17 protein-coding genes are annotated in these 22,536 nt (G+C 70.2%); 10 read left to right on the top strand and 7 right to left on the bottom strand.

The window, feature by feature from the left end; all coding sequences use genetic code 11:
• Positions 1 to 94: 94 nt before the first annotated feature.
• The 5 genes from VMD91_19545 to VMD91_19525 are packed head-to-tail and all read left to right on the top strand — an operon-like array spanning position 95 to position 5,499.
• Positions 95 to 2,761: a pitrilysin family protein gene (locus tag VMD91_19545; protein HTW86276.1), complete on the top strand. Its 2,667-nt coding sequence runs from the start codon at positions 95 to 97 to the stop codon at positions 2,759 to 2,761.
• 44 nt (positions 2,762 to 2,805) lie between these two features.
• Positions 2,806 to 3,489 carry a Crp/Fnr family transcriptional regulator gene (locus tag VMD91_19540; protein HTW86275.1) on the top strand — a complete coding sequence of 228 codons (684 nt, stop codon included), beginning with the start codon at positions 2,806 to 2,808 and terminating at the stop codon, positions 3,487 to 3,489.
• The gene (locus VMD91_19535) at positions 3,486 to 3,950 is read left to right on the top strand and encodes a redoxin family protein (protein HTW86274.1); all 465 of its coding nucleotides are present in this window, start codon (positions 3,486 to 3,488) and stop codon (positions 3,948 to 3,950) included. The genes VMD91_19540 and VMD91_19535 overlap by 4 nt, the downstream gene beginning before the upstream one ends.
• Positions 3,947 to 4,771 carry a cytochrome b/b6 domain-containing protein gene (locus tag VMD91_19530; protein ID HTW86273.1) on the top strand — a complete coding sequence of 275 codons (825 nt, stop codon included), beginning with the start codon at positions 3,947 to 3,949 and terminating at the stop codon, positions 4,769 to 4,771. Before VMD91_19535 ends, VMD91_19530 begins: the two co-directional genes overlap by 4 nt.
• Positions 4,768 to 5,499 (top strand): molybdopterin-dependent oxidoreductase, encoded by a 732-nt coding sequence (locus tag VMD91_19525; GenBank protein HTW86272.1) that lies wholly within the window; start codon positions 4,768 to 4,770, stop codon positions 5,497 to 5,499. The genes VMD91_19530 and VMD91_19525 overlap by 4 nt, the downstream gene beginning before the upstream one ends.
• A gap of 10 nt (positions 5,500 to 5,509) precedes the next feature.
• On the opposite strand, the gene VMD91_19520 is transcribed toward VMD91_19525, so the two are convergent.
• The 3 genes from VMD91_19520 to VMD91_19510 all read right to left on the bottom strand — a co-directional run bounded on the left by VMD91_19520 (position 5,510) and on the right by VMD91_19510 (position 11,451).
• Positions 5,510 to 7,606 (bottom strand): methyl-accepting chemotaxis protein, encoded by a 2,097-nt coding sequence (locus VMD91_19520; GenBank protein ID HTW86271.1) that lies wholly within the window; start codon positions 7,604 to 7,606, stop codon positions 5,510 to 5,512.
• 90 nt (positions 7,607 to 7,696) lie between these two features.
• On the bottom strand, positions 7,697 to 9,745 hold the full coding sequence (locus VMD91_19515) for a methyl-accepting chemotaxis protein (protein ID HTW86270.1): 2,049 nt from the start codon (positions 9,743 to 9,745) through the stop codon (positions 7,697 to 7,699).
• Positions 9,746 to 9,843: 98 nt separating this feature from the next.
• Positions 9,844 to 11,451: a carboxyl transferase domain-containing protein gene (locus VMD91_19510; GenBank protein ID HTW86269.1), complete on the bottom strand. Its 1,608-nt coding sequence runs from the start codon at positions 11,449 to 11,451 to the stop codon at positions 9,844 to 9,846.
• A gap of 78 nt (positions 11,452 to 11,529) precedes the next feature.
• Between VMD91_19510 and VMD91_19505 the strand changes: the two genes are divergently transcribed.
• The 4 genes from VMD91_19505 (at position 11,530) to VMD91_19490 (ending at position 18,051) form a co-directional block, all read left to right on the top strand.
• Entirely contained in the window at positions 11,530 to 13,029 is a 1,500-nt protein-coding gene (locus VMD91_19505; protein ID HTW86268.1) for a DUF1800 domain-containing protein, read from the top strand.
• 16 nt (positions 13,030 to 13,045) lie between these two features.
• Positions 13,046 to 14,272: a DUF1501 domain-containing protein gene (locus tag VMD91_19500; GenBank protein ID HTW86267.1), complete on the top strand. Its 1,227-nt coding sequence runs from the start codon at positions 13,046 to 13,048 to the stop codon at positions 14,270 to 14,272.
• A 131-nt stretch (positions 14,273 to 14,403) separates the two neighbouring features.
• Positions 14,404 to 17,274, top strand: a complete 2,871-nt coding sequence (locus VMD91_19495) for a BTAD domain-containing putative transcriptional regulator (GenBank protein ID HTW86266.1) — start codon at positions 14,404 to 14,406, stop codon at positions 17,272 to 17,274.
• A gap of 36 nt (positions 17,275 to 17,310) precedes the next feature.
• On the top strand, positions 17,311 to 18,051 hold the full coding sequence (locus VMD91_19490; GenBank protein ID HTW86265.1) for a hypothetical protein: 741 nt from the start codon (positions 17,311 to 17,313) through the stop codon (positions 18,049 to 18,051).
• On the opposite strand, the gene VMD91_19485 is transcribed toward VMD91_19490, so the two are convergent.
• A complete protein-coding gene (locus tag VMD91_19485; GenBank protein ID HTW86264.1) occupies positions 18,034 to 18,612 on the bottom strand; it encodes a TetR/AcrR family transcriptional regulator in 579 nt (192 codons plus the stop codon). The two genes, VMD91_19490 and VMD91_19485, sit on opposite strands and share 18 nt — an antisense overlap.
• An 82-nt stretch (positions 18,613 to 18,694) precedes the next feature.
• Between VMD91_19485 and VMD91_19480 the strand changes: the two genes are divergently transcribed.
• Positions 18,695 to 19,120: a tautomerase family protein gene (locus VMD91_19480; GenBank protein ID HTW86263.1), complete on the top strand. Its 426-nt coding sequence runs from the start codon at positions 18,695 to 18,697 to the stop codon at positions 19,118 to 19,120.
• 3 nt (positions 19,121 to 19,123) lie between these two features.
• Here the strand turns inward: VMD91_19480 and VMD91_19475 are convergent, their stop codons facing one another.
• From VMD91_19475 to VMD91_19465, 3 genes are read right to left on the bottom strand one after another with little or no spacing between them, the layout of a single operon-like run.
• Positions 19,124 to 19,711, bottom strand: coding sequence for an SCO family protein (locus VMD91_19475; GenBank protein ID HTW86262.1), 588 nt, complete (start codon positions 19,709 to 19,711; stop codon positions 19,124 to 19,126).
• On the bottom strand, positions 19,708 to 21,282 hold the full coding sequence (locus VMD91_19470) for a multicopper oxidase family protein (protein ID HTW86261.1): 1,575 nt from the start codon (positions 21,280 to 21,282) through the stop codon (positions 19,708 to 19,710). Before VMD91_19470 ends, VMD91_19475 begins: the two co-directional genes overlap by 4 nt.
• The gene (locus tag VMD91_19465) at positions 21,282 to 22,418 is read right to left on the bottom strand and encodes a hypothetical protein (protein HTW86260.1); all 1,137 of its coding nucleotides are present in this window, start codon (positions 22,416 to 22,418) and stop codon (positions 21,282 to 21,284) included. The genes VMD91_19470 and VMD91_19465 overlap by 1 nt, the downstream gene beginning before the upstream one ends.
• Positions 22,419 to 22,536 lie beyond the last annotated feature (118 nt).

Here is a 22,536-nt window from a genome sequence, read left to right as displayed (position 1 = left end):
CTGCCGGGTGACGCGGAGGGCGGCTTCGGGCACGGACGCAGGCGTTCCACGGTGCGCGAGGTGCCGCCTCGTCCGCTCGGAACGTTCAGAGACCATGAACCGCCTGCGCCCCTTCGCCGCCGCCGCGCTCGCCGCGGCACTCCTCGCCGGTCCCTTGGCTCCGGCGGGTGCGCAACCCCAGCCGCTCAGCGCCGACGTGACCCGCGCGACCTTGCCCGACGGGATGCAGGTCGTCGTGATCCGCGACCGCCTGGCCCCGGTCGTCTCGACCTGGATGAACTACTTGGCCGGCGCCGACGACGAGTCGGTCACCGGCACGGCGCACGCGCAGGAGCACATGATGTTCCGCGGCAGCCGAACGATCGGCGCCTCGCAGTTCGCGCAGACGATGGCGGTCACCGGCGGCACGTTCAACGCCGACACCCAGAACGAGATCACCCAGTTCTTCTTCGAGGTGCCGACCCAGGATCTCGACATCGCGCTGCATCTCGAGCGCTCGCGCGCGAGCGGCATCCTCGACTCGCAGCAGGGATGGGACGAAGAGCGCGGCGCGATCACGCAAGAAGTCACCCGCGACAACTCCAGCGCGAGCTACCGGCTCTACACGAAGGCGATCGAGCACGTCATGGCCGGCACGCCGTACGCCGACACCGGGCTGGGCACGGTGGCCAGCTTCAAGCAGCTGCAGGCGCCGGATCTGCGGCGCTTCTACGATCGCTGGTACCATCCGAACAACGCGATCTACGTGATCGCCGGCGACGTCGATCCGCAGGCCACCATCGCGAAGGTCACCGCGCTGTGGGCCGACGATCCGTCGGCGGCGCTGCCGGCGCGCCAGCCGGTGCGGCTGCAGCCGCTCACCCCGCTCACGCTGCGCGACAACAGCTCGGACCCGATCACGCTGGCGTTCGTCGCCTACCGCGTGCCGGGCTACGACAGCCCCGACTACTACGCGTCCGAGATCCTCAGCGACATCCTCAACAGCCCGCGCGGCGCGTTGTACGATCTCCAGGTCTCGGGCAAGGCGCTGCAGACCTTCGCGCAGGGACAGACCTATCCGGCCGCCGGCGTGTCGCTGGTCGGCGCGGCGGTACCGGTGTCGACCAAGGGCGACGACGCGGTCGCCGAGGTCGAAGCGGTGATCGACGGCTACAAGAAGACCGGCGTGCCGGCCGACCTGGTCGAGGTGATGAAGAAGCGCGAGCTGGCGCAGGCGCAGTTCGCCGTCAACTCGGTCAGCGGACTGGCCTCGACCTGGAGCGACGCGCTGGCCGTCGAGCACCGCACGCCCGACGAAGACCTGGCGGGGATCGCGAAGGTCACCGTCGACGACGTCAACCGCGTGCTGCGCACCGACTACGACAACAGCACGGCGACGGTCGCGATCTCGACGCCCAAGGCGGCCGCCGGCGCCGCGTTCGGCGGTCGCGAGGGCGAGAACAACACCGTCGTCCCCAATCCGAACACGCCGCTGCCGGCGTTCGCCAAGAACGTCCTCTCGCACCTGACCGTCGCGCCCTCGACGTTGGCGCCGACGCAAGAAACCCTGCCCAACGGGATCAAGCTGATCGTCGTCCCCTCGCAGATCTCGCACACCGTCGTGCTGCGCGGCCTGGTGCTGCACAACGACGGCGTGCAGGACCCGCCCGGCAAGGACGGCATCGACGACATCACCGACAATCTGTTCGAGTTCGGGACGCAGTCCGACGACCGGATCGCGTACCAGACGAAGCTCGACGCGATCGCGGCCAACGTCTCGGCCGGAACGAGCTTCGGCTTGGACGTACTCTCCTCGGACTTCGACCGCGGCGTGCAGCTGCTTGCCGACGACGAGCTGCACCCGCGCTTCCCCGCCGACGCGTTCGCGATCGTCAAACAGCAGGTGGTCGGCGAGCTCGAGGGCACCGTGCAGAGCCCGGCCTATCGCGCGCAGGTCGCGCTGACGGACGCGCTGCTCCCGCCGGGCGATCCGGGCCGGCGCACGCCGACGCCGCAGACGGCGAGCACGGTCACGCTGGACGACGTGCGCTCGTTCTACCAGCAATCGTATCGACCCGACCTCACCACCATCGTCGTGATCGGCGACGTCACGCCCGACGCCGCGCGCGCGAGCGTCGAGAAGTACTTCGGCGATTGGCACGCGACCGGGCCGACGCCGAACGTCTTTCCGCCGCCGGTGCGGCCGAACAAGCGCGTCACCGCGTACGTGCCGGCCACCGGACGGATTCAAGCCGAGGTGACGCTGGGCGAGATGCTGCCGCTGACCTACCAAGACAAGGACCTGCCGCTCTTGCAGCTGGCCAACACCGTCTTGACGGGCGGCTTCTACGCCTCGTTGCTCTACCACGACCTGCGCGAAATCCACGGCTACGCCTACACCGTTGACTCTGCCGTGGCGCCCGGACGCAATCGCAGCCGCTTCACCATCTCGTACGGCGCCGATCCGCGCAACGTCGCCGCGGCGTCGCGTCTGGTCGTCACCGACCTGACGGCGCTGCAGAAGCGCCCGCTCGACGCGGGCCGGCTGCTGCGTGCCAAGGCGCTCGTGGTCGGGTCGATCCCGGTCGCGCACGAGTCGTACGAGTCGGTCGCGGACGAGATGCTCGCCTACGCGTCGATCGGGCAGCCGCTCGACCAAGACCGCATCGACGCGCTGGCGCAGCTGGCGGCGACGCCGGCCGGCGTGCGGGCGGCGATGGCGCGCTGGATTCGGCCGCAGGACCTGGTCCAGGTGGTCCAGGGCCCGGCCGGCGGCCACTGAGGTGGTAAGCGCGCTTACCGCGTCGTCATGAAGCCGGTGCTAGCATGAACGAGATGACCGACGCCAACAAGGTCTGGTACCTGCGGCAGAACCGGCTCTTCGCGCAGACGACGGAAGACGGCGTCGCGGAGGCCGAGCACCTGTTCACCATGTGCGAGATGCCGCGTGGCACGCACGTTTTCGAGCAAGGCGACACGACCCGCATCGTCTACTTCGTCAAGCGCGGAGCGGTGCGGATCGCGCGGCTGACCGAGGACGGCAAGGACGTCACCGTCGCGCTGCTCGGTCCGGGCGACCTGTTCGGCGAGGAAGTGCTGTTCGGCGACGAGCCGCGCACGACGGTCGCGGTCGTCATGGAGGACTCGCTGCTGTGCACCTCGCGCGCCGAGGACGTCTTCGCGCTGCTGACGCGCGATCCGGCGCTGGCCCTCAACGTCGCCCGGCTGCTCAGCGACAAGCTCGACGCGGCCCGCTCGACGATGGAAGACCTGGCCTACGCCCGGGTCGGCGACCGCATCGAGCACCTCTACCGCAAGCTCGCGCTCGAGCACGGCGTTCCCGTGTCGGGCGGGACGAAGGTCGCGCTGCGCTTGACGCACGCCGACGTCGCCTCGCTGGTCGGGAGCACCCGCGAGACCGTCAGCGTCGAGATCGCTAAACTGGTCGAGGCCGGACGCCTGCGCACCGCCGGCCGTTCGATCGTCGTTCCGCAGGAGGTCACGGCATGATCGGCTTCATCGCGCCGCTGCTGGCCAGCGCGCTCACGCTGGCGCCGGTGCTCACCGGCGGCGGATGGGCCAACGTGACCGCGCCGCCCGCGACCGACGGACGCGTCACGCTGGTCGACGTGTTCGCCTTCTCGTGCATCAACTGCCGGCACGTCACGCCCGAGCTGCAACATCTGCGCCGCGAGTACGGCACCGACGCGGTGACGATCATCGGCGTGCACACGCCCGAGCTGCCCGAGGAGCGCGTCCACGCCAACCTGCGCGCCGCGCTGGCGGACCAGGGAATCAGCTGGCCCGTCGTCTACGACGACGACTCGCGCATCTGGAACGCCTACGGCGTGACCGCCTGGCCGACGCAACTGCTGTTCGACAAGCATGGACGCCTGCGCGAGCGCTTCGTCGGCGAGGGCTACGACGCCGAGATCGAGCGCGCCGTGCGCACGCTGGTCGCCGAGCGATGAGCGAGTCGCCGGGCCAACCGCGCGCGGTCTACCGCCACACGCTCGGCGCGCGCTTCGGCCACTGGCTGTGGGCGCTCTCGATCCTGGTGCTGGTCATGAGCGGCCTGCAGATCTTCAATGCCGCGCCGTATCTGGACGCGTCCGACAAGAGCGACGTCGCGCACCGCGTGCTGTGGTTCCGCGCCGCGCTGGTGAACGGTCACCCGGTCGGCACGACGACCGTCTTCGGTCATAGCTTCGTGACGACCAACGTGTTCGGCTATACCGACGACGGCGAGCACGGCGAGGCGCCGCGCGCGTTCCCCGGCTGGATGACGCTGCCCGGCGAACAGGACCTGGCCGACGGCCGGCTGTGGCATTTCTTCTTCGCCTGGATGCTGGTGCTGGCGATGTTCGTCTACTTGGTGACGGCCGCCGCGCGCGGCTCGCTGCGCGAACTGCTCTTGCGACCGTCGGATCTGCCCAAGCTCTGGCCGATGCAGGCGTACTACTTGCGACTGCGGAAGACGCCGCCGCCGCACGGGACGTACAACCCGCTGCAGAAAGCGGCCTATACGCTGGTGCTGTTCGTGCTCTTCCCGCTGGTCGTGGTGACCGGGCTGGCGCTCTCGCCGGGAATCGACGCGACGCTGCCATGGCTCACGCAGGTCTTCGGCGGCCGCCAGTTCGCGCGGTTGTGGCACTTCGTCTTCATGGGCATCCTGGTCGTCTACACCTTCGGTCACCTGTTGCTGGTGGTGACGACGGGCGCGTGGAACAACGTCCGCTCGATGATCACGGGTTGGTACGTGCTCGGGCGTTACGACGGCGTCGGACCGTGAAGCGCAAGCTCTTTCTCGCCTCCTCGCTGGCGTCGATCGGGCTGGCCGGCTGCAGCAGCGTCAAGGACTCGCTCACGCAAGGGCCGCTGCGCGCGGTGCTGGCGAGCGCGAACCGCGTCGACCTCTCGGTGATCGGGACGCGCGGTCTGGCGCGCGAGTACCCGGAGAACGCGATCACGCGCGGCGACTACCCCATCGACAGCCTCGACACGCCCAGCGATCCCACCTATGACGGCCTGGTGAGCGGGAACTTCGCGCGCTACCGGCTGATCGTCGACGGGCTGGTCGCCGCGCCGCAGCGGCTGACGCTGCGCGAGCTGCGCGCGCTCGGCGAGGTCACGCAGATCACCCGGCACGACTGCGTCGAGGGCTGGAGCGCGATCGGCAAGTGGACCGGCGTCCAGCTCTCCACGGTGCTGGCGTTGGCGCGGCCGGCGCAACGGGCACGCTACGTCGTCTTTCACTGCCTGGACCGCGATCAGCTCGGCAACGCCTATTACGAGTCGCTGAGCATGCACCAGGCCGCGCACCCGCAGACGATCCTGGCGACCGATCTCAACGGCAAGCCGCTCGCGCCGAACTACGGTGCGCCGGTGCGGCTGCGGATCGCGACGCAGCTGGGCTACAAGAGCGCGAAGTGGGTGCAGCGGATCGAGCTGGCCGCGACGCTGCCCGGCGCGGGCGGTTACTGGGAAGACCAGGGCTACGCCTGGTTCGCGGGAATCTGACCGCCGCAGGTCAGCTCTGCAGCGCCAGCGGCCCTTCCAGCGCGGCCAGCTGCGCGTCCGACTCGCCGTTGGGGTGCGCGAGCGAGAGCGAGTCGGCCGGATCGGCCAGCCGGAACTGTTCGACCAGCGCGTCGAGCGACTCGGTCTGATCGCGCAGCGCCCGCGCGGTCGCGTCGATCTCTTGCACGCCCGCGGCCAGCTCGCTGGTCGCGATCGCGACGTGCGACGAGGCGTTGGATTGGGACTCGGCGGTGCGAGCGACCGGATACATCAAGTCGGTGACGCTCTGCGTCGTGAGCCGCATCTGACCCGCGGCAGCGGCGTTCTCGCCGATCGCGGCGGCGACGCTGGCGATGTTCGCCGTGAGCGTCTGCGAGGAGGTGCGCATCGAACCGGCCCGCTGCGCGAGGTCGTCGGCGAACTCGGTCGTCGAGCGGATCGCCTGCGCGACCGCGGTCAGCGCGGTGGAAGCGCGCGAGGCGACCGCGATCCCTTCCGACATCGAGCCGCTCGAGCCGCGCATCGCTTCGGCGGCGGTCAGCGTCTCGCGCCGGATCGCCTGCAAGATCGACGAGATCTCCTTGGTCGCCGCGGTGCTGCGTTCGGCCAGCTTGCGGACCTCGTCGGCGACGACCGCGAAGCCGCGGCCGTGCTCGCCGGCGCGCGCCGCTTCGATCGCGGCGTTGAGCGCCAACAGGTTCGTCTGGTCGGCGATCTCTTCGATCGTCGAGACGATCTCGCTGACCGCGCTCGACCGGCCTTCGAGCGCGATCATCGCGTTGGCCGCCTTCTGCGAGACCTCGCCCAGATCGCGCATCGCGCGCTGCGTCGCCTCGACGGCGTTCTCGCCGGCGTCGGCTTCGCTCGAGGCGCTGCGCGCCGCGCCGGCCAGCGAGACACCGGCCTCGGAGAGGCGCGTGATCTCGCGGTCGAGCGACTCGATGGCCAAAGCGGCTTCCTGGATCGCGGTCGACTGCGCGTTGGCGCCGTCCGCGATCGCGGCCGAGGCGCGCGCCAGCTCTTCGACGGCGGCACTGGCTTGCGCGATCTTGGTCGCCTGATCGCGCGACCCGCTCGCGACCTCGTCGACGGTGTGCGCGATCGACTCGACCGCGCGCGACGCCTCCGCGGCCGACGCCGAGGCCTGATCGCTGGCCAGCGCGACGCTGCGCGAGGCCCGGGTCACGCCGCCGATCGCGTCGCCGAGCCGCTGCGCGGCGACCGTCAGCCGTTCGCCGATCGCGGCGAAGCCGTCGACCAGCGCATCGTAGGCGTGGCCGACGTCGGCGATCTCATCGCCGCTGTCGTCGTGGATGGTCTCGCGCTCGGAGCGGAACGCGATCCGCAGATCGCCGTCGGCGAGCCGGTCGAGGGTCGAGGAGAGGCGCGCGAAGTCGTCGCTGACGACCGCGTCGAGCCGCTGCGAGACGTCGGCCAACCGCTTGCGGATGCGCCGCGTCAGCCACAGCGCGAGCAGCGTCGAGACGACCAACGCCAGCACGGCCAGGCCGATCAGCACGTACTCGGTCGTGCGCGTGCGCTCGTCGAAAGCGGCGCTCGACTTGTCCGAGGCGACCGAGGCGGCCTTGATCAGCGCGGTGATCGCTTTGCCCAGATCGGCTTGCGCGCTGGCGGCGCCGGCGAGCGCGGCCGCGATGGGGGCCGACGCGCCGGTCTTCGTCCCGCCGTACGCGGCCAGCACCGCCTGCGGGTTCTTGGTCGCCGCGGTGATGACGGCTTCGTCGTGCTCCTGGATCGAACCGATCAGCGAGCTGATCTGGGCCGACGCTTCCTTCGCGCCCGGGACCGAGGCCTGATGGTCCTCGATGTACGCGAGGTCCTTGGTCGCCACGTCGCCGGCGGTCTGATACTGGGTGTACGCGTCGGCGCTGCGGGTCAGGACGAAGCGGGCGATGGCCTCGCGCTGATAGGCGTTCTGCACGCTGATGTCGCGCGCGTTGGCCCGGAAGACGCCTTTTTCGAGCAAGTCGTTCTTGGCCGCGCTCGTCGCGGCAAAGCCGGTGACGACCGCGGCCAGGCTGATGACGAGCGCGACCAGCGGCACGGCGAACCCGGCCGCGATCTGTGCTCCGATGCGCACCTTCATACAAAGGTAACGTCGGCGCGGAGCGCGGCCGGGTTTAGCACGTTCTTTACCGTTTCCCCACCATCGTCTCAGCTTGGTGAGGAGACGGGCTCAGCCGGCGGCCACCAACGCGCCGAAGCCCGGCACCGCCAGCGGCGCGTCGCCGTCGACGATGAAGCGCGCCACCAGCCGGTCCAGCTGTTCGGCCTGATCGCGCAGGGCGCGCGCCGTGGCGTCGATCTCCACCACGCCCGAGGCCAGCTCGCCCGTCGCGAGCGCCGCCTGCTGCGCGGCCGCCGACTGCTCCTCGGCCGCCTGCGCGACCGGCGTCATCGTCGAGGTGATCTCGTGCGTCGTGACGCGCATCTGGCCGGCGGCCGCGGCGTTCTCCTCGACCGCGGCCGAGGCGCTGGCGACGTTCTCGGTCACGTGCAGCGAGGCGTCGCGCATCGCGCGTGCGCGCGAGGCGAGCTCCTCGGCGACCGAGGTCGTCGTCTCGATCGCGCGCTCGACCCCGGCCAACGCCGCGGCGGCGCGTTCGGCGACCGTGAGTCCGTCTTCCATCGAGGAGTCGGACGCGCGCATCGCTTGGGCCGCGTTGAGCGTTTCGCGCCGAATCGCGCTGAGGATCTGCGAGATCTCGCTGGTCGCGCCGGCCGAGCGTTCCGCCAACTTGCGGACCTCGTCGGCGACGACCGCGAAGCCCCGGCCGTGATCGCCGGCGCGCGCCGCCTCGATCGCCGCGTTGAGCGCCAACAGGTTCGTCTGCTCGGCGATCTCTTCGATCGCCCGTACGATCGTCTCGACTTGTTGCGAACGCTCTTCGAGCGCGAGCATCGCCTCCGCGGCTCGCTGCGAAACCTCGCGCAGCTGGCGCATCGTGGCCTGCGTGCGGGTGACGGCGTCGTTCCCGCCGCCCGCCTCTTGCGTCGCGTCGCGCGCGCTGCGCGCCAGGTCGTCGCCGTGCGTGGAGAGAGAGGCGATCCCGTCGTCGAGCTTCTGCAAGCCGCCGGTCGCGTCTTGGATCGCACCGGCTTGATGGGCCGCGGTCGTCGCGATCATCTCGGCCGAGCGCGCCAGCTCTTCGACGGCCGCGCTGGCCTGCGCGGTGCGGTGCGCTTGTTCCTTGGCTCCCTCGGCCACGCTCTCGACGGCGCGCGCGATCTGCTCGACGGCCGCCGAGGCCTGATTGGCCGCGCTCGACGTCTGGTCCGAGGCCAGCGAGAGGCTGCGCGAGGCGGTGACGACGCCACCGATCAGCGAGCGCAACTGCGCGGTCCCGTCGTTGAGCCGCGCGCCGACGGCGCCCAGGCCGGCCGCCAGGGCGTCGTAGCTGCGGGTCAGATCGCCGATCTCGTCGGCCGACGGATCGGCGAGCGCCACGCGTTCCGAGCGGAAGCCGACGCGCAAATCACCGTGCGCGAGCCGGTCGAGCGCTTGCGAGAGCCGTTCGAAATCGTCGCTGACGATCGCGTCGAGCGCGCCCGAGACGCGGCTGAGCCGGCGAGTCATACGGCGCGCGAGCAGTCCGGCGACGACGATCGTCGCGAGCACCGTCGCCAAACCGATCCCCAGCAGCAGCCGTTCGAGCAGGACGAGCTGGTCGTGCATCGTCGCCGCCGAAGCGTCGGCCGAAGCGCCCGCCGCCTTGAGGATGACGTCGAGCGTCCGCGCCAGCGCGGCGAAGCCGCCGACGTTGCCCGCAATGACCGCGCTCGCGTGCGCGTCGCGCCCGCTCGTGTGGCCCATGTACGTCTCGAGGACGATCGCGCGATCGCGCTTGGCGAGATCCGCGACCTCGGTGCTGCGCTGGTCGATGGCGGTGACCATCGCGTCGAGTCCGTCGATCTGCGGTGCGAGGGCCGCCGGCAGCGTCGCCTCGTGCGCGACGACGAAGGCCACGTCGTCGTGCGCCGTCACGATCGCTGCGTGCTGCGCTTCGAGATTCTTGGGCTGCAGCGTGAGCGTGTAGCCGCGCGTCGCGTAGCGCGCCGCCGTGACCTGAAAGAGAATGTCGCGCGTGTGCGCGCGTATGTTCGACTTGAGCAGCAAGTCGTCTTTGAGCGTTTGCACGTGCGCGATCTCGGCCGTGACGGCGACGATCGCCAGCGCCAGTGCCGCGATCGGAACGAAAAAGCCGAACGCGAGCTGAGTACCCATCCGCAGTCTCATGGGCCTAGTGATCGGTCGATTACTCGACGTTTTCCAGTCGCCTCCGACCTTTGTCACGCCAGCGACGTTTGTCGCAGCGCTGACGCTTACATGCGGAAGACGCCGAAGGTCGTCGCTTTCGGCGGCGCGTAGCGCGCGGCGCGTAAGCCGATGCTCAGGACGCGGCGCGTGTCGAGCGGATCGATGATGCCGTCGTCCCACAACCGCGCCGAAGAGTAATACGGGTTCCCCTCGAGCTCGTACTTCTCGAGGATCGGCGCCTTGAACGCGTCTTGCTCGGCCGCGCTGAGCGCTGGTTTGTCGCGCTCGGCGTCGGCGTTCATGCGCACCGTCAGCAGCGTCGAGGCCGCCTGCGCGCCGCCCATGACGCTGATGCGCGCGTTGGGCCACATCCAGAGCTGGCGCGGCGCGTAGGCGCGTCCGCACATCCCGTAGTTGCCGGCGCCGAAGCTGCCGCCGATGACGACGGTGAACTTCGGCACCTCGGCGCAGGCGACCGCGGTGACGAGCTTGGCGCCGTCCTTGGCGATACCGCGGTTCTCGTACTCGCGCCCGATCATGAACCCGGTGATGTTCTGCAGGAAGAGCAGCGGAATGCCGCGCTTGCAGCACAGCTCGATGAAGTGCGCGCCCTTGAGCGCGGACTCGCTGAACAAGATGCCGTTGTTGGCGAGGATGCCGACCGGGTGGCCCTCGAGGTGCGCGAAGCCGCACACCAGCGTCGTGCCGTAGCGCGCCTTGAACTCGGCGAAGTCGGAGCCGTCGACCAGGCGCGCGATCACCTCGCGCACGTCGTAGCTCTGCCGCGCGTCGGCCGGGATGATCCCGTACAGATCGTGCGGGTCGCGCGCCGGTGGCCGCGGCGTGCGCAGCGGCCACGGATCGTAGGGCCGGCGGTCGACGTGCGCGACGATCTGCCGTACGATGCCGAGCGCGTGCTCGTCGTCGACGGCGAAGTGATCGGCGACGCCGCTGATCCGAGTGTGCACGTCGGCGCCGCCCAGCTCTTCGGCGGTGACGATCTCGCCGGTCGCGGCTTGCACCAGCGGCGGCCCGCCCAAGAAGATCGTCCCCTCGTCCTTGACGATGACGGTCTCGTCGGACATCGCCGGCACGTAGGCGCCCCCGGCCGTGCACGAGCCCATCACCGAGGCGATCTGCGGGATGCCCTCGGCCGACATGCGCGCCTGATTGTAGAAGTTGCGCCCGAAATGGTCGCGGTCGGGGAAGACCTCGTCCTGCAGCGGCAAGAACGCGCCGCCGGAGTCGACCAGGTAGATGCACGCCAAACCGTTCTGCGCCGCGATCTCCTGCGCGCGCAGATGCTTCTTGACGGTCATCGGATAGTAGGTGCCGCCTTTGACGGTCGCGTCGTTGGCGATGATGACGCAGTCGGTTCCCGACACCGCGCCGATGCCGGTCACGATGCCGGCGGCCGGTGCGTCGTTGCCGTACATGTCGTGCGCGGCCAGTGCCGAGAGCTCCAGGAACGCGCTGCCGGGATCGACCAGGCGGTCGATGCGGTCGCGCGCGGTCAGCTTGCCGCGCGCGCGATGGCGTTCGACCGCCGCGGGGCCGCCGCCGCCGCGCACGCGCGCGAGGTTGGCGCGCAGATCCTCGACGAGCGTCGCCATCGACGCGGCGTTGTGTTCGAAGGCCGAGTCGCGGTCGACGTGGGATTCGAGCAGGCTCACGATTGCCGTTTTTAAGGGCGGGATGAGAATATCCATGCCGCCGTGCGCGAATCGCGTCCCTGGCGTTATCCTGGCATCGTGGCCGCTCCGCAGACGACTCTCGCTTCACCGTCATATCGCCCGGCCGGTTCGCTCGATGCGACGACCGCGCTCCGCCCGTACGCCGGACCGTGGAACCGCCGGCTCGCGGCCCACCTGCTGCGGCGTGCCGGTTTCGGCGGCTCGCCCGCCGACGTCGACCGGTATACGTCGCTCGGCCCGGCGCAGGCGGCCGCCGCGCTGGTGCGCTTCGACGACGGGCCGGCCGCCGAGCCGCCGCTGCTGCAGCCGCAGCTGGTCGCGCCGCCGGGTCTGTACGGGAAGAACGCGGCTACCGACGACGCGACCGTGGCCGCGCGCAAATCGTTCCAGATGCGCAACAACGTCATCCGCCGCGACAACCTGATCGCGTTGCAGACCTGGTGGCTCGAGCGGATGATCGCAACGCCGGCGCCGCTGCAAGAGAAGATGGCGCTGTTCTGGCACGGCCACTTCACCAGCTCGCCGGAGAAGGGCACGACCGAGCAGGAGCTGCTGGCACAGAACCAGCTCTTCCGCACCTTCGCGCTGGGCAACGTGCGCGAACTGACGCTGCGGGTCTCGCAGGACCCCGCCATGCTGCGCTACCTCGACAACAACGTCAACGTCAAGGCGCACCCGAACGAGAACTACGCCCGCGAGCTGATGGAGCTCTTCACGCTCGGAATCGGAAACTATACTGAGACCGACGTGCGCGAATCGGCGCGAGCGTTCACCGGCTGGAGCTTCCGTCGCAACGCCGACGACACCGGAACGTTCGTGGCACGGCGCTTCCAGCACGACGAGGGCGTCAAGACGTTCCTGCGCCAAACCGGCAACTTCGACGGCGGCGACATCGTGCGCATCATTTTCCAGCAGCCCGCGTGCCCGCGCTTCTTCGCGACCAAGCTGCTCTCGTTCTTCGTCTACGACGATCCCGAGCCCGCGCTGGTCGATCAGGTCGCGGCGCTCTTACGGCACCACGACTTCGACCTGCGCCCGGTGATGGCGACGTTGCTGGCCAGCAACGTCTTCTACAGCGACCGCGCCTATCGGGCGCTGGTCAAGAGCCCCGTGCAGTTCGTCGTCGGAACGCATCAGCTGTTCGGCGTTTCCGACGTCCGGCCGGCCGAGCTCGGCGCGCTGCGCGCGATGGGCCAGGTGCTGTTCTATCCGCCCAACGTCAAAGGCTGGGACGGCGGCGCGGCCTGGCTCAACAGCCAGACGGTGCTGACCCGCGAGAACTTCGCCAACGCCGTCGCCGAGAACCCGAAGATGACGGCCGACGCGGCCTGGATCCAGCCGACGATGCGCACCATGGACCCGACGCAAGTCGCCTTCATCCTCACCGACACGATGCTGCAGGGCGACGTCTCGCACGCCGCCCAGACGCAGCTCGTCTCGTATCTCTCCGGCAGCGGCCAATCGGCCCTGGCCCAGCTCTCCGTCGAGAACATCGACGAACGCGTCCGCGGCGCAGCCTATCTGACGATGGCGATGCCTGCGTATCAGTTGGCATAAAGGAACACTCACGCCGATGCAGCTCTCTCGTTCGTCGTTTCTCCTGGGTGCGCTCTCGGGGCTTACCGTCGTCGGACGGACCGACGATTTCTTCGCGCGAGCGCTCGCGCAGGCGCCGCTGGGTGCCGCGGGTGCGGACGACGATCGCGTGCTGGTCGTCGTCAACCTGCAGGGCGGAAACGACGGCCTCAACACGGTGGTGCCGTTCGGGATGCCCGACTACTACCGCTTCCGGCCCACGATCGGGATTCCGGCCGGCAACGTGCTGCGCCTCGACGACGTCGTCGGCTTCAATCCCGCGCTCGCGCCGCTCAAGAAGATGTACGACGCCGGGCAGGTCGCGGTCGTGCAGGGCGTCGGGTACCCCAACCCCGACCACTCGCACTTCCGCTCGACGGAGATCTGGCAGACGGCGACGCCTGACGGTTACGTCTCGACCGGCTGGCTCGGGCGCTATCTCGACGGCGCCGGCTTGCCGCACGACAACCTCTTCAACGCCGTCGCGCTGACGAACGTGTTGCCGGAGGTGCTGGTCGCCAAGACGACCGACGTCCCCGCCATCGACGCGTTGCGCGGCTACGGTTTGGTCAGCGACCGGGTCGCGCTCAACCGCGACGCCTTCCACGCCTTCGCGCAGGATGCGCAGGTGCCGTTCGACTCGCCGTACTTGGCGCAGGTCGCCGAGATCGAAGACCACGCCCAGCGCGGCGCGCAAGAGCTGCCCAAGCTGATCGCGGGCTACAAGACCGACGCGACCTATCCGGCGACGCCGCTCGGGCGCAGTCTCGCGTTGGCGGCGCAGATCGTCGGCTCCAAGCTCGGTACGCGCGTGCTCTACGTGCAGCACGGCTCGTTCGACACGCACACGACCCAGCCGCAGACGCAGGACCGGCTGCTGGCCGACTTCGCGAACGCCGTCGCCGCGTTCTACGCCGACCTGACCGCGCACGGCAACGACCGCCGCGTGCTGACCATGACCTTCAGCGAGTTCGGCCGGCGGGTGGAAGAGAACGCCAGCCGCGGCACCGATCACGGCGAGGCCGCACCGCTGTTCCTCATCGGCGGCGGCGTCAAGGGCGGCCTGTACGGCCGGCACCCCGAGCTCGCGCAGCTCAGCATGGGCAATCTGCCGTTCTCGACGGATTTCCGGACCGTCTACGCGACGGTGCTCGAGCAGTGGCTGGGACGCCCGTCGACCGCCATCGTCAACGGAAGCTTCGCGACCTTGCCGGTCCTCACGTAGCGCATTCGCGCCGCATCGGCGCGTTTCTGAGAAGGCGCACCGGACGCGCGTTGCGGAGGCGAACGGGGATCGTCGAGAAAGCGTAGGTCCACCGTCGCAGGCGCACGAAATCGCTCCGAACGTACGGAACGATGCCCAGGGTCGACGCGTCCGCAGGTTGGCGGCACCAGATTCCCCGCACGTCGCTCACCAAGCGGCTCTCGCTCGGCGCGCCGCGCATCGTCGCCGCGATCGCACCGGCCGGCTACGGCAAGAGCGCGGCGATCCGCCAATATGCGCAGACGTTCACCTCATACGCGGTCTGTGACTGTCGCGATCTGACCGGCAGCGTCGACTTCGCCGGACGGGTGGCGGGCGCGCTGGCCGGCGGCGACGCGCGGCGCGAACGCGCGCTGGCCGAGCAGCGGCTGGCCGACGCCGACGACGTGGCGACGTGGGCCGGCTTGATGCTCGATGCGTGGTCGGAGTCGCCGCAACAGCCGCTGTTCGTGTTCGAGAACGCCGAGCACCTGGCCGAGTCGGTCGAGCGGATCGATTTGCTGGCACGGCTGTTGGCACGCACCCCGCCGCAGCGCCAGATCGCGATCTGCTCTCGCCGCGCGCTCCCGCTCACGCTGAGCCGGTTTGCCGCGCCGCACGAGCTGGTGACGCTGCGCGAGGAGCAGCTGGCGTTCGACGCGGGCGAGATCGCCGAAGCGTTTCGCGACGCCGAGCTGCCGCGCGGCGCGCTCGATCAGATCGCGCGCATCACGCGCGGCTGGCCGATCGCGGTGCTGCTGTTCGCGCGGCTGGCGCGCGAAGGCTCGCTGAGCAAAGCGCTCGAGGTCACCAGCGGCCTAGAGTTCGTCGACCTCTACGACTATCTGGTCGAACAGATCTTCGCCGTGCTCGCGCCGCGGCAGTTCGAGCGGCTGATGGCGATCGCCAGCATTCCGGGCGCGCGGGGCGAGGAGATCGCCCAGGTGCTCGACGATCCGGCGGCCGCCGCCGAGCTGGCCGAAGTGGCCCGTTCCTCGCCCTTCGTCTATCGCATCGGCGAGGACGCCTACGAGGCCCACCCGCTGGCGCGCGCGACCTTGCACGAGCGCTATCCGGAACGCTGTCGCGCGATGCTGCTGCGCGCCGCCGAACGGCTCGCGCCACGGGCGCCGCTGCGCGGCGCGCAGCTCTATCAGGCCGCCGGCGAGCCGGCGCGCGCTGCGCACCTGCTCGAGGGTCAGTACGAGCTGTTCGTCAACGAGGTGCCGCCCCTGTTCGCCGAGGTCGTCGGCAAGCTCGACGAACGCGAGCTGATGCGGCACGGCGCGTTGTGGGCGGCGGCGACCGCGGTCCGTTCGAGCGGGATCTCCCAGCGGCAGTGGCTCTACGAAGCGCTGGCCGTGCGTGAGGCGCTGACCGACGATACGCCGCTGCCGACCCGCATCGGCGTGCTGACGAGCTTGGGCAACGTCCTCACGAACTTGGGCCGGCACGACGAGGCGCTGGAGATCTTCGAAGTGCTAACGCCACCGGGCACCGCGTTGCCGGACCGGTACCGCGGCATTCGCCTGCTCTTTCAAGCCAGCGTCGCGACGCGGGTCGGGCGCTTCGCCGACGCGTTGCGGTTGTGGGCGCAGGCCGAGCCGTACTTCGCCGACGTCGCGTTCACCCGCTCGCTCGGCTTGCAAGAAGTCGTGGCACGCGTCGCGCGCTTGACGCAACCGCGCGCGACCGAACGCGCGCTGCTCGACCGATCGGTGGCGCTGGCGCACGAATCGGGGGACGCCACCGTCACGGCGCTCGCCCTGCAAGAAGCGGTTTTCGGCGCCTGGTTCGCCGGCGAGGACGCGCTGGTCGAACAGTACGCGCTGGAGTTGGAGAGCGCGGTGCGGCCGAACACCGCCAAGGGGACCGAGGTGTTCCGCGCCAGCTTGCGCGGCGACCTCGGGCCGCTGCAGCGTCGCGAGGCGTTCGAGCGGCCGCGGCAGCGCGGTTACGCCGCGCTGGTGGCCTGCGGCATCAGCGAGGGCGAGTCGCGCGCGGCGTACGCGCGGCGCGCGCTCGATGCGGCCGAGACGTCGGCGGAGCCCGCGAACATCGCCATCGCGAGCATCGTCTGCGCGGAGTGCGTGCCGCGCGAGCGCGCCGCGTTCGTCGCGCGCGCCCGCACGACGGCCGGGCTGGTGGAGGCGCCGGCGCTCGCGGCGGCGATCGACGCGTACGCCCGCGGTGCCGACGACGAGCTGGGGCTGCTCGGGCCGCTGGTGCGGCGCCTCCGCGCGCGCAGGCTCGTCGAACCGGTCGAGAGCGCGGACGGTCTGTCGGTCTCGATCTTCGACGGGGTGGTGCGCCGTGGCGACGAGCCGGTCGCGCTCTCCAATCGCGAGCGCGAGCTGGTCGTCTACCTCGCGCTTCATCGCCGCGCGTGCACGCGTGGGGAGCTGCTCGATGCGATTTGGCCCGAGCACGAGGGGACCGGCTCGCTGCTGCGCGTCTCCGTTCGCCGGGTGCGCGAACGCCTGCACGATCACGACGTGGTCCGCCAGTTGCCGTCCGGCGAGTATCAGCTCGCCGCCGACGTGCGCGTCGACTTGGACGAGTGCGACCGGACGCTGCGCCTGGCTGCCGGCGCTCCGCTGACGGCCGACCTGCGCGCGCGACTCGAAGGATATGCGCGCGTCACCGACGGGACGTTACCGGCGACGCTCGCGGCGTGGGAGTGGACCGCACCGTTCGCCCCGCGCGTCGAGGAGATCGCGCGGGGCGTGCTGCTGCGGCTCGGCCACGACGCTCTCGAGCACGGCCGGGATGCCGCGGCACGCGCGTACGCGGAGCGCGTTCTGGTTCACGATCAGTGCGACGAGCCGGCCTGGGAGTTGCTGATTCGAGCCATCTTGGCCGGTGACGGACGCGCGGCCGCGCAGCGCGCCTACCGCAAGTACCGCACCCTGCTCGCCAGCGAGCTCGGCGCCGAACCGTCGCCGGAGCTGGCGGTACTGGCCGGCGCGAAGCGAACCGTGTAACGCCGTTGTAACGGAGCGCCCGCTAGACTTCGAGGCATGCGACGTTCTCTAGCGTTCCTGACGTGTGGCCTGGGTCTGGCGATGGCCGCCGGCCTCGCCGCCTGCGGCGGCACCAGCAGCTCGACGCCGTCCGCCGGCGCGACCGCGACGCCCACCGGCAGCGCGACGGCGACGCCGACGCCCAAGCCGAGCGGCAGCGCGACGGCCACGCCGACCGCGAGCCCGACCGGGAGCGCCACCGCGACCGCAACGCCGACCGCGAGTCCGACGGGCGCCGCGACGCCGACCTACGTCTTCCCGGCGTCGACGAAGGCGACGCTCACGCTGACCGCCAACCAGACGCCGCCCCTCGTCACCGAGCCGACGTACGACAACATCACGATCACCGCGCAGTTCGCGGCACCGAGCGTGAGCGGCACGCTGATCTTCAACGACGGGCTCGACAACGGCGACGTCACGCCGACCGTCCCGGCCGACAACGCGGCGACGGGGTATACGCCGGTCGTCTACCTGTCGGTCTACAACCCGGGCACGACCGACATCAGCTTCGGGGCGAACATCCCGCAGATCTCCGTCGCCGACAGCGCCGGGTTCGGTTCGCAGACCACCTGCAACTTCGACTCGTACAGCAACCACGGCGGCTCGGGCTTGGCCTGGAACACGTTGCTGAGCTCGTCGATCTCCGGCAACACGGTCACCTTCGGTCCCACCTCGATCGCCGGCAACACGGTCGACTTCGAGCCGGGGCAGCAGATCGTCTCAGTCGCCTGCCACTGACCCGCGCGCGAGCCTGCGCACCTGGGCCGCCAGCTCGTCGGCGACGAGCTCGAGCGGCTCCAGGCTGCGCTCGGCGCGACTGAGCACGACGGCACCCTCCGCGGCGGCGATCAGCGTCGTCGCGAAGCGCACCGCGTCGGCCTGCGCCAGCCCACCGTCGACCAGCAGCTCCGTCAACCGCGCCCGCCAACCGCGGAAGATGCTCGCCGCATGCTCCAGCAGCGTGTCGGTGTCGGCCGCGACGGCGACCGCGAGCACGGCGCAGCCGGCCGTCAGCCGCGAGTGCTCGAGCACGCCGTGCCACATCGCGAAGAAGCGGCGGGTGATCTGCTCGGCGTCGCCGCCGGCGGCGCGTTCGACGTAGGCCAGCGCGAGCGCGCTGGCGTGATCGATCGCGGCGGTCACCAACTGCTCCTTGCCGTCCGGGAAGTGATGGTAGACGGAGCCGCGCGGCGCGCCCGTCAGTGCCAGCACCTCGGAGAACGAGGTGCTCTGCAGCCCCTGGCGCGCCAAGAGCTGCATCGCGCCCGCGACCATCTTCGCCCGGACCTCACCGGCCATGGCGTTGTCTTGACTATGCTGACCGTCATAGCCTATCGTCTATGCATATCGTCATAGTCGCAGAAGGAGCCGGGCCGTGCCCATGATCGACGTCACCGCAGCGGCGGACCTCTTCCCCGCCGGGTCCGACCGGCAACTGGCCGAGGAGCTCACGCAGGCGCTCCTGCGCGCGGAAGGCGTGACGACGCCCGGTCCCGCCCATCTGCACAACACCGGCTGCTACATCCACCGCCTGCCGGCCGAGGCCGTCAACACCGCGGCCGACGGCAGCGCCCGCACCGTTCGCGTTCAGGTGATCACGCCGCCCGGCGTGCTCGACCGAGCGGGACAGCGGCAGCTGGTCGCCGACGCGACGGCGATCGTCGCCAAGATCGCCGGCGATCCGACCCAGGCGCAGCGCACCTGGGTCCTGCTGACCGAAGCCGCGGAGGGCGGTTGGGGGATCGCGGGCACGGCCTTCGGCCGCGAAGAGTTCGCGGCGCTGGCAGCCGCCGCCGCCAAACGCTGACCGCTAGGAGAGGAGCGTGCGCACGTCGGCGGCGATCTTGTCGGCCGGGTCCTGCCAGCTGTGCAGCACGCGCAACCGGCCGGCGGGGTCGATGAGGTACACGATGCCGGTGTGCGCCATCAGATAGCCCGTCCCGCGCGAGCCCGGGATGCGGCTATGGTACTCGTGATAGGCGGCGTAGACCGGATCGAGCGCGGCTTCGCTGCCGCCCAGCGCTTCGAAGCGCGGATCGAACAGGTCGACCCAGCGGCGCAGCACGGTGCGCGTGTCGCGCCGCGGGTCGATGGTGACGAACGCGACGGTCGTGCGCGCGCGCTGCGCATCGTCGAGCGTGTGATAGACGCGCGCCAGCTGCGCCATCGTGGCCGGGCAGACGTCGGGGCAGTGCGTGTAGCCGAAGAACAGCACCACCACCCGGCCGCGCTGCGCGTCGAGCCGAAACGGCGCGCCGTGCTGGTCGGTGAGCGTGAAGTCCGCCGCCGGCTTGCCGCGCAGCGTCACGCCGGTGAACGGCGAGGGGTGCGCGCAGCCGGCCAGCGCGCTCGCGAGAAGTGCGCCGGCCGCCAGCGCGGCGCGAAACCGGCGCGTCACTGGACCTGAATCTTCGCCATCATCCCACCGTCTTCGTGATCGAGGATGTGGCAGTGAAAGACGAACGTGCCGACGATAACCGGATCGCGGAAGTCGAGCAGCACCTTGGTCTGCGAGGGGATCAGCTGTCCTTGCACGCCCACCCCCTCCGGCGGCAGCACGATCGTGTCGAACCAGTGCGGATTCGCCACCGGCACGCCGTTGACGCTCTCGATGATGAAATGCACCTGGTGGATGTGGAAGTCGTGGACTTCGCCGCTCGCGTTGACCAGGTTCCACTCCTCGGTCGTCCCGTGCTGCGCGACGAACATCGGTGCGGACGAGGGGCTGTACTGCTGTCCGTTGAGGTAGAAGCCGTTGGCGTCCTCGGTGAAGGTGACGGTGCGCTGCTGCGCCGGCGGCGGCATCGTCGTCGCGTAGTACTGCGAACGCCGCAGGCCCGCGATCGGCTTGCGCACGCGCTGCTGCGTGGTCGTGTTGTCCGGATTCGACCAGGTCGAGTCGTCGGCGAGCTGGCCGAGCGTGATCTGCGGATCGAGGTCGCCGGCCGGACCCGAGTTGAAGCACTTCGAGACGATCGGCGTCGGCCTGCCCTTCCCTTGGACGAGGAACTCGACGCGGCCGGCGGGCGGGACGACGACGTCGGTTTGCACGATCGTCTGCGGCGCGCCGGGATAGGTCGAGATCGGCACGCCGTCTTGCGCCACGATCGTGATCGGTTGCCCGTTGAACGAGAGGTCGAAGTGGCGGTGGCCCGACGCGTTGACGACGCGGAACAGCTCCGTCTCGCCGGGACGAATCCCGATCGAGGCTTGCTGCAGCCCGTTGATGGTCGGGGTGGCGTCGGTTTCCGGCGCGCACGAGTTGCCGCCCGACTCGTCGTCGTCGCTCGGCGAGCGGCGCGCGAACGCGATGCGGCGCAGGCGGGCCGATTCACCGGCCGCCAGCGAGCTGTCGTTGGGGACGTCGCGCAGGATGATGACGCGCTCGCGCAGGCCGGCCGTCGCGGGCACGTAGTTCGCGATTCCCTCGACGACGATCGCGCCGGCCATCCCGTTGCCGACCTCCCACGACGAGAGCCCGTGCGGGTGGGTGTGATACCAATACAGACCCGGCGGCTGATCGGGGTTGACCTGCACCGTGTAGTCGTAGCTGCCGCCGGGCGGCGTGAGGATGTCGATGACGTCGTCGCTGGGCTGATTCGGCGAGGTGGTGAAGCCGTGGAAGTGCAGGTTGCTGTCGGTGGCGACGCCCGGCGCGCAGAACGCCGGCAAGTCGTTGATGAAGTGGATCTTGATCGTGTCGCCGGGCGAGACGCGGATCGTCGGCGCGACCTCGATGCCGTTGTAGAAGAACGCCGGCCGCGCGTCCTGGTCGAACTGCGCCGTCAGCGTCAGCGCGGCGACGCCGTTGACGCTGGTGACTTCCGGGATCACCGGCAGCGGCGGCGGCCCGGTACCGCTCGAGCCGCCGAGCGGCGGCGTCGCGGAACCGCCGCCCCCGCCGCCGCAGGCGACGAGTCCGAACGCGACGAGCAAGGCGCCGAACCGGCGCAGATGGTGCGAGCGCATCAGTAGGCCACCAAGAAGCTGGACGAGATGACGTGGATGAGCCGGCCGGTGAAGTCGCGCTCGCCGGTGTCGAATAGCGTCAAGCGCGTGTTGCGCGTCAGCCGGTAACCGAGTCCGCCGGTGTAGGTGCGCGCGAAGGTCGCGTCCTGCGTCGCGTCCCAGCGCGCGATCGCGAAGGCGCGATTGCCGAACAGCGATTGCCGCACTTGCAGGAAGCCGCCGCTGGTCTGCAGCGCGTCGCCGTACACGTCGGCCGCGGTGTCGTTGCCGGTTTGGTAGACCGCGTCGACCGACGTGCCGCCGTGCGTCCAGCCGACGCCGTAGCCGGTGCGCCAGAACCGGTCGGGGATGCCGCTGAAGAATTGCGTGTCGTTGAAGCCCGAGCCGGCCAGGTCGCGCGTGCCGTCGTACCGATATGCTTCCAGCCGGAAGTCGCCCAGGTCGCGCGCGAGGGTGAGCATCGTGTCGACGCCGTGCGCCGGCAGCCCGGACGCCGTGTCGTGGCCCTGCACGAAGTTGATCGTGCCGCTCACTTCGCGGGCCGGATCGCCGATCACGGCTTGGCCGCCGATCTTGACGTCGAAGAAGTCGAACGGGTTGATCCCGGCCGTCTGCTGCCAGATCGCGTACGGCTGCGTCGTCTCGCGGAACGTCTCCGGATCGAGCGGGAGCGGCAGCGTGAACTCGCCGCCGCGCAGCGTGATCGGGGTCGTGGCGCCGTCGTTGGTCAGGCGGTACGCGTACCAGACGTCGCGCGGTCGCCCCGGCTCGCCGCCGTCGACGACGTAGGCCTCGGCCCAGTACGAGCCGCGTGGTCCGACCGAACCGCCCGTCAGCAGCTCGACCTCGTCGACGATCGCCTTGGGCAGCGGGCCGTGGCCGGCCTCGTCGGGATCGGCGGCGCCGGCGCTGGCGTAGCTGTCTTCCATGCGGACCGCGACCGGGAAGACCGGCTTGGGCTTGATGCCGGGCAGCCGGTAGCCGTTGGCCAGGAACAGCTCGCCGAACGGGGTGAGGTGCGGCACGACCGTGTGGCAGGCCTGACACGTCAGACCGTAGCGGTGGGCGAAGACGGGAATGGCATCGGCCGGGGCCGCCAGAGCGGCTCCGCCTCCGACGCCCACCAAGGCCGCCAATACGGCCCTCCTCAAGGCGAGCATAGGTTCTCCAAACCAATGGGTTAGGAGAGCCTAAATCGTTCCTGCGGAGCACCTTTCCTGCCGCGGAGGCACCGATTGCCGGCGTCGGCGCGGA

Origin of the sequence: Candidatus Sulfotelmatobacter sp. (assembly GCA_035504415.1) — a bacterium.
Lineage (GTDB): Bacteria > Vulcanimicrobiota > Vulcanimicrobiia > Vulcanimicrobiales > Vulcanimicrobiaceae > Vulcanimicrobium.
The sequence above is the reverse complement of the archived record's forward strand: the minus strand, read 5'-3'. Positions and strand labels throughout refer to the sequence as shown.